The 6,921-nt window shown below is 69.2% G+C and carries 7 protein-coding genes; 5 read left to right on the forward strand and 2 right to left on the reverse strand.

Annotated features, from left to right (window positions below; translation table 11 throughout):
- Positions 1–474 precede the first annotated feature (474 nt).
- The 5 genes from AWZ10_RS44315 to AWZ10_RS44335 all read left to right on the forward strand — a co-directional run bounded on the left by AWZ10_RS44315 (position 475) and on the right by AWZ10_RS44335 (position 5,221).
- Entirely contained in the window at positions 475–1,734 is a 1,260-nt protein-coding gene (locus AWZ10_RS44315) for an ABC transporter substrate-binding protein (protein ID WP_173531518.1), read from the forward strand.
- A gap of 120 nt (positions 1,735–1,854) precedes the next feature.
- Positions 1,855–2,685: an intradiol ring-cleavage dioxygenase gene (locus AWZ10_RS44320; protein ID WP_079104699.1), complete on the forward strand. Its 831-nt coding sequence runs from the start codon at positions 1,855–1,857 to the stop codon at positions 2,683–2,685.
- A 318-nt stretch (positions 2,686–3,003) separates the two neighbouring features.
- Positions 3,004–3,468, forward strand: coding sequence for an ATP-binding protein (locus AWZ10_RS44325; protein ID WP_060894012.1), 465 nt, complete (start codon positions 3,004–3,006; stop codon positions 3,466–3,468).
- Between the two features lie 322 nt (positions 3,469–3,790).
- Complete coding sequence (locus tag AWZ10_RS44330; protein WP_060894010.1) at positions 3,791–4,192, forward strand: DUF6416 domain-containing protein; 402 nt, start codon at positions 3,791–3,793, stop codon at positions 4,190–4,192.
- Between the two features lie 174 nt (positions 4,193–4,366).
- The gene (locus AWZ10_RS44335; protein ID WP_060894011.1) at positions 4,367–5,221 is read left to right on the forward strand and encodes an intradiol ring-cleavage dioxygenase; all 855 of its coding nucleotides are present in this window, start codon (positions 4,367–4,369) and stop codon (positions 5,219–5,221) included.
- Between the two features lie 175 nt (positions 5,222–5,396).
- Here the strand turns inward: AWZ10_RS44335 and AWZ10_RS44340 are convergent, their stop codons facing one another.
- The gene (locus AWZ10_RS44340) at positions 5,397–6,239 is read right to left on the reverse strand and encodes a phosphotransferase (protein WP_060894013.1); all 843 of its coding nucleotides are present in this window, start codon (positions 6,237–6,239) and stop codon (positions 5,397–5,399) included.
- Between the two features lie 191 nt (positions 6,240–6,430).
- Positions 6,431–6,921, reverse strand: a 491-nt coding sequence (locus tag AWZ10_RS44345) for a sulfite exporter TauE/SafE family protein (protein ID WP_159058586.1), incomplete at its 5' end; no start/stop codon positions are given.

Below are 6,921 nucleotides of genomic sequence, written 5' to 3' on the forward strand. Positions count from 1 at the left end.
GGGCGCCGCCCAGGGCCTCACCGCCGCCCAGGTGCGCGGCCGCACCCAGCCGGAGCCCCTGGAGGAGCCCCAGGGGTGGCCCGCGGCGGGGGCGGTGTACAACCAGGTGGGATGAGCCCGGACCCTCCCTGACGGACCCCATGGGGCGACGCCTCCGACAAGCCCCGCACGGGCCGCTGTCGGGGGCGTCGCCTTGTCGGCGGGGGCGGCGTCCGTTCCGGGCTCCCGCGCCGGAGTGAACGACAGGCGCGCCCATTCCGTACTTCCTTTCGTGGGTCGGGCATCTCGGTCACACCCGTCACGCCCGTCATGCCCGTCGCACCCGTCGTGCCCGTCACGTCCGTCACGCCGTCGGAATCAAAACGCAACACCTGCGGCCCCGTACGCACCGGTGGGCGCCATACGATCAAGCCCAATCTCTACTCCTGTACTCACACGTCTCAGGTTCGGCTGGAAGCTGGAAGTGGGTGGACCGTGCGCCACAACGCCCGGACGATCGTGGCGGCCGCGGCCGCGCTGGGACTCGCCGCCGGGCTGTCCGGCTGCGGCGGCAGCGCGGACGCCGAGTCGGGAACGGTCTCCCTGACGGTCGTCGCGACCAACTACGGCGACAACGTCCACAAGAACTCCGAGGGTTACTGGGACCGGGTCGCCCTGGCGTTCGGCGCCGAGCACCCGGGCATCGACGTGGACGTGAAGGTCTACGACCCGGACGAGGTCGACGAGAAGGTCGCCGCGCTGGTCGAGCGGGGCGAGGCACCCGACATCGTGCAGACGGACAGCTACTCCGAGTACGCCGCACAAGACCTGCTCTACAGCGCGGACGAGGTGCTGTCGGTCCCGGTCCAGGCCTCGTTCGTCCAGAGTCTCGTCAAGGCCGGGGAGATGGACCGGGCGCAGTACGGCCTGCCGTTCACCGCGAGCACCCGGCTGCTCTACTACAACAAGGACCTGTTCGAGCGGGCGGGCCTGGAGCCGCCGAAGACCTGGGACGAACTCCTCTCGGCGGCGCGGGCGTTGAAGGCCCAGGGGGTGAAGTACCCGATCGCCGTGCCGCTCGGCCCGGAGGAGGCGGAGGCCGAGACGCTGATGTGGCTGCTGGCCGGCGACGGCGGCTACACCGACTCCACGAACCGCTACGACATCGCCTCCTCCACCAACGTGGCGACACTGACCTGGCTGAAGAAGAACCTGGTCGGCGAGGGTCTCACCGGCCCGGTCGCACCCGGCGAGCTGAACCGGGGCGATGCCGTCGACGCCTTCCTCACCGGTGACGCGGCCATGGTCAACGGCCCGCTGTCGCTGGTCCGCCAGATCGAGGACTCCTCCGACTCCGTGCCCTACGGCGCCGTGCCGCTGCCGAGCCGCGACGGCAAGCAGACGCCCACCATGGGCACCGCGGACTGGGTCATCGCCTTCAGGAACGACGACCACCGCACCGCCATCGGGCAGTTCCTCGACTTCCTCTACACCGACAAGTACGTGACCGAGCAGGCCGCCCAGTACGAACTGCTCCCCGTCACCACGTCCGCCGCCGACGCGATGCGCGCCGACAAGGCCCACCGGTCGCTGTGGAGCGGCCTCGACACGCTCCAGAACCTTCGCCTCTACCCCGTCGCCGAGACCAACTGGTCCGAGGTCGCCGCGGCGATCCGCAAGCAGATCGGCAGGGCGGTGACCGAGGAGGGGAACCCGCGGGAGGTCCTGGAGTCGATCGCCAGGGCGGCGAAGTAGTCCCCGCGAACGCGCGGAGGACGTCACCGCAACCCACCTGTCTCACAAGAACCTTGACGACTGTTCACTTTGCCGAACTGACAGCTGACCGACAGGCTCCGCTCCTAGGATGCCGTGTCCATGACAGACACTTCAGTGCCCTCAGAGGCAGCAAAGGCGACACGGACGGCCACGGCGGCGGACGCGACGGGGGCGACGTCGATTGGGCGCCGCACCGTACTGATCGCCACCGGCGCCACGGCCGCCACCCTGGCCGTGGGCGCCGCCGCCACGCCTGAAGCCCCCACAACCGGGACGGCCGACACGGGGGACACCGCCCCCGTGGCCGCCGCGGCCGTCTGCACCCTCACCAAGGAGATGACCGAAGGCCCCTACTACCTCGACGGACAGCTCGTCCGCGCCGACATACGCGAGGGCAAGACCGGCTTCCCGCTGGTGCTCACCCTCACCGTCGTGGACGACGACACCTGCGCGCCGCTCGCGGGCGCGCTGGTGGAGATCTGGCACTGCGACGCGCTCGGGGAGTACTCCGGGTTCGTCGGCAACAACGGCCACGACGAACCCGACAACGGCACGTTCCTGCGCGGCGCCGTGCTGTCGAACTCCAGCGGCGTCGCGAGGATCACGACCGTCTACCCCGGCTGGTACCGGGGCCGGTGCATCCACATCCACCTCAAGGTGCACACGAACGTCACGCTCACCTCCGACGGCTCGTTCACGGGCGGCCAGGAACTCCACACCGGGCAGCTCTTCTTCGACGAGACCGTCACCACACGTGTCGGCGCGCTCTCCCCCTACTCGGCGAACACGGTCCCCCGCACCACACTCGCCCAGGACTCCATCTACGACGAGGGAGGCGCCGCCTCCGGCCTCCTCACCCTGACGGCCCTGGGCAGCTCGCCGACGGCCGGGTACGCGGGGTCGCTGACGGTGGGGGTGGAGTCCAGCTGAGGTAACCCGTCCGGTACGCCGCGCACGACGGCACCGGCTCCGCCCCAGACCGTGCGGGAGGGTGTCGGTGCCGTTCTCGCGGACCGGGGCAGTCGGCCCCGACTGATCGGTGAACGCAAACCGATCAGCCCGAGTCGAGCGAAATCCATCACGACTCGGTCGAATTCACACGGTTCCGACCAGGCATGATGTCCTCTCGATCTCCTGGGTACTCATCCGGCGAGCGCGGTTAGCGTGGGCGAGGTGCGGCAGTTCACCTTTGACGCCCAGCACCCCGTGCTCGTACCCATCGACACCCATCGAGAGGAGGCGGCCGTGATGCCGGGCGGGGAGACGGACGGCGGAGCAGGAACGATCGGCGGCCCGGGAGGCGACACCCCCGGCCTCGCCGCCGAAACGCTTTTGCTGACACGCCACTTCACGGGCGAGAACCTCCCCCAGGTACGCGCCCAGGTGGAGGACACGGCCGCGGCCGCAGGGCTCGGTGGCGTCCGACTCGGCGAGTTCACCCTCGCGGTCAGCGAGATCGCCGCCAACGCCGTGGAACACGCCGGCGGCCGGGGCCGTCTCGAACTCCGCCGCCTCCCCCACGAACTGGAGTGCCGCATCACCGACGACGGACCCGGCTTCACCCCCGCCATCCCCGAACTCCTCCCCGGCCTCACCGACACCTGCCCCGGCCGCGGTCTCTGGCTCGCCCACCTGGTCACGGACCGCCTCACGGTCACGACGGACCTGACGGGGGCGGGGGCGGAGGTGACGCTGGCTGTGCGGTTGGGGTGAGCGGCGGGAGGCTCCGCGGACTAGTGGGGAGGGGGTGTCACAGTCCCTCGGTCACGCGTGAATCCGCCACTCTTCGTCGGGGACGGGCCCCTCCGACGTGTCGTGGACGCGATCAGCCCACTCCTGGCCCACGAAGACCGGACGAGTGAGCAGGCTGCCCCTACGACCGAATCAAGCGGGACCCCACTCGTACGCCCGACACCGGACCTCGACGACCTGGCCGCCAGGTCCGAGGCCCGTCTCTGAGGTGAACCGAACGGTTACGTGGCTGTCGGGCAGCGGGGCACAATAGGGCGCTCAAGGACGTTGTACGGGGGCGGACGTGACGGTGTACCTGACTGAGGCTGACCCGCGCTGGGCTGAGCACTCCGGCGAAGAGGGCCATGACGGCCCGGAATGGGGGCCTGAGGACCTGGAGCGCGCCGCTGTGTTCCTGGCTGAACTGGCACCACAGGCCCTGCGAGTGTTCGAGCACCTCCTGCGTAACCCCGGCCGAGAGTTCCACTGCACGGAGCTGATGGACGAGACGCTGGGCGGGTCGAACGACGTCGATCCGGCACGCCGCACGGCAGGCGTGCTGTCCGGGATGAGCAAGGCACATGGAAACAGTGCGCGTCGCTATCCGTTTTCCTGGTGGGAGGCGCCCAAGGGGGGTGCGGGCGCGACGTACGCGGTCCGCCCCTCGGTGGCGGCCGTGTTCCTGGCTGCTCGCCTCGGACGGTGACGCCACGGACCGAGGCCGGGCCTCGCGGGTGGGTCTCGTGGCCGCCTGCCACTGCGGGTTGGGCCGAGCGTGCCCCAACTCGCAGTGAAACAGCGTCAGTTGGGACTTGCATTCCCAGGGCATTCACAGGCGCACATCAAGGATTTCTTCAGGTGTGCTTCTAGCTTCGTGGGCATGACGGAGAACACGAACCCCCAGCGCGCACACCAGGACCCGACGCGGGACGCGGGAGGGAAACACCGGCGGGACAAGAGTGTTCGGCGGCGGCGGGTGCTCATCGGCGGGGCCTCGGTCGCGGCGGCGGGTGGCCTCGCGGCGGCCGGGCTCGCGGCCGCGAACACCACCACGGAGAGCAGCAGCACGGAGGCCGGCACCGCCGAGAGCGGCACCACAGGCTCCGCCTCGACCAGCAGCGTCTGTGTGTTGAACGCCGAGGTCACCGAGGGGCCGTACTCCCTCGAAGGGGCCCTGGTCCGTGAGGACATCCGGGAGGAGACCGAGGGCTTCGAGGTCCGGTACACCTTCACCGTCGTCGATGTGGCGAACGACTGCGCGCCTCTCGCCGAAGCCCTGCTGGAGATCTGGCACTGCGACCATCTCGGGGAGTACTCCGGGTTCGTCGGCGGGAACGGGCACGACTACGAGGACAACGGCACGTTCCTGCGCGGCGGCCGGATGACCGACGAGAACGGACAGTGCACCATCACGTCCATCTGGCCCGGTCACTACATCTCCCGCGCGGTCCATGTGCATATGCGAGTGCACACGGACGTCACCCTCACCGAAGACTCGTACACCGGCGGCGAGGTTATCCACACCGGCCAGCTCTTCTTCGACGAGGACATCAACGAGGAGATCCAGGCGACCTCCCCGTACTCGGACAACACGACGCCGGAGACGACGCTGTCCAACGACAGCATCTATGACGACGCGGGTGCGTCGAGCGGGCTCCTGACGCTGACCGCGTTGGGCAGCGGTGTCTCCGACGGATACAAGGCGACGATCACCGTGGGGGTGGACAGCGTCTAGCCGTCCAGGACCTGCCCGGCCGATCAGGTGACCGATCCGTGTCCGGGTAGGTGCTGTGGGCGCAGGGCGAGGGATGAGATCTCCTCGCACGCCGGCTGTGTTCGTCCGCTGCTCCGTGTCGGGGTGCCGCACGCGGAGCGGCGGATCGGGAACCGGCAGCCTCTGTGTCTCCAGCTCAGCCCAGTCCGCAGCGATCGAGTGCGGCACGGACCTGGTTGAGCCCCTCCACTCTCCAGTGGCCCCGGTCAGGCATCTGGTCGTCTCGGCGCCAGCGCCAGGCCGAGAACATGGCCCAGTTCAGGGCGCGGCACCGGTGAATCAGGCCGTGGTCGGCCCCCGCATAGTGCTGTCCCACTTCTTCGGGCGCATGGGCGAGGTCGAACTCGATCGGGCCACGGCAGCACGTGGCGAGGTCCACGAAAAGCGGTCCTCTCCTCGTGTTCAGGAGGTTGCCCGGATGAGGCTCGCCGTGCAACAGCTGCTCGCCCGCTTTGTCGATGCTGATCGCGGCGCTCAGTCCACCGAGTGTGTCGCTGAGGAGTTCCCGGTCGGAATCGGGCAGTTCGGGGGACTGCTCCCGGTCGTTCACCGCTCTCAGTGCCACGGCGACTCGATCGGTGAAATGCGGCGCGTCCAGATCGATCTGACGCAGGGCGGCATGGTGCCGCAGGAACGCGTCTGCGTAGTCGGCCGGCGCGATCTCCGACCGCACAGGTTCGTAGTAGGTCCAGAGCGAGATGGCGAAGGCGTCACGCACATGGACTCGGGGCTCGACCCGAGGGTCGAGTTCAGCCACCGGAGCGTCGACGTCGGCGAGACGGCGAGCGACCTCTACCTCGAACTCGGAATCAGCCAGGTGTGCCGAAGGCGCGACCCGAGCCAGAACACCGCAAGGGGCCAGGCGCAGCGCGAGGCGGTCCGAGTTGTGAATGACGATCGCGTCGTCGACCTGAAGGCCCAACTCCGCAGCGGTCGCCCGTCCTGCCTCAACTGCGCGGCGGAGTTCGAATGGCTCCATACCGTTCTCCCTCATGGTCGAGTACACGTACACGTCTGGGGACAAAGGCGATGCCCTCGTGAACGTGAACAACATTCGGCAGCCGGCCCCGGACCCGGCGACAAGCATCGCAAAGCGGGACCTGTGCAGGCCCTGGAATTCGGTCGGCCGATCATGCGACTGGTCCGTGTGCGTGATCGCCCGGACAAGTCCTAACCATTGTGGGTTGGCACCGGCTCGTCGTGGCTGGTCGCGCTGTTCCCCGCGCTCCTTTGGGACGCGGGGGTGGCGGCCTTTTCTTTCAGGTGTTCTCGGATCGAGTACGTCAGGGCCGCCGCCCAGAGCGCGTACACGGCGACATACACCGTGGTGCTCAGGGCGCTCGACGCCGCGATCCAGTCGCTCTTCAGGAGCGTGCGGACGTTCGTCGCGATGATGACTCCGCCCACCGCCGAGCCCAGCACCCTCGGCGGGACCAGGCGGACCAGCCACGCGGCGATGGGCGCGGCCACCATCCCACCCAGCAGGAACGCGGCCACCCAGGTCCAGTCGAGGCCCTGGGAGCCGAGGGAGAAGAGGAAGCCCAGGCTCGCGGAGACCGCGACGAGGAACTCGCTCGTGTCGATCGAGCCGATGACCTTACGGGGCTCCATGCGGCCGCTGGCGAGCAGGGCGGGGGTGCCCACCGGGCCCCAGCCGCCCC

This window comes from Streptomyces europaeiscabiei, from assembly GCF_001550375.1.
Taxonomy (GTDB): Bacteria; Actinomycetota; Actinomycetes; order Streptomycetales; family Streptomycetaceae; genus Streptomyces; species Streptomyces europaeiscabiei.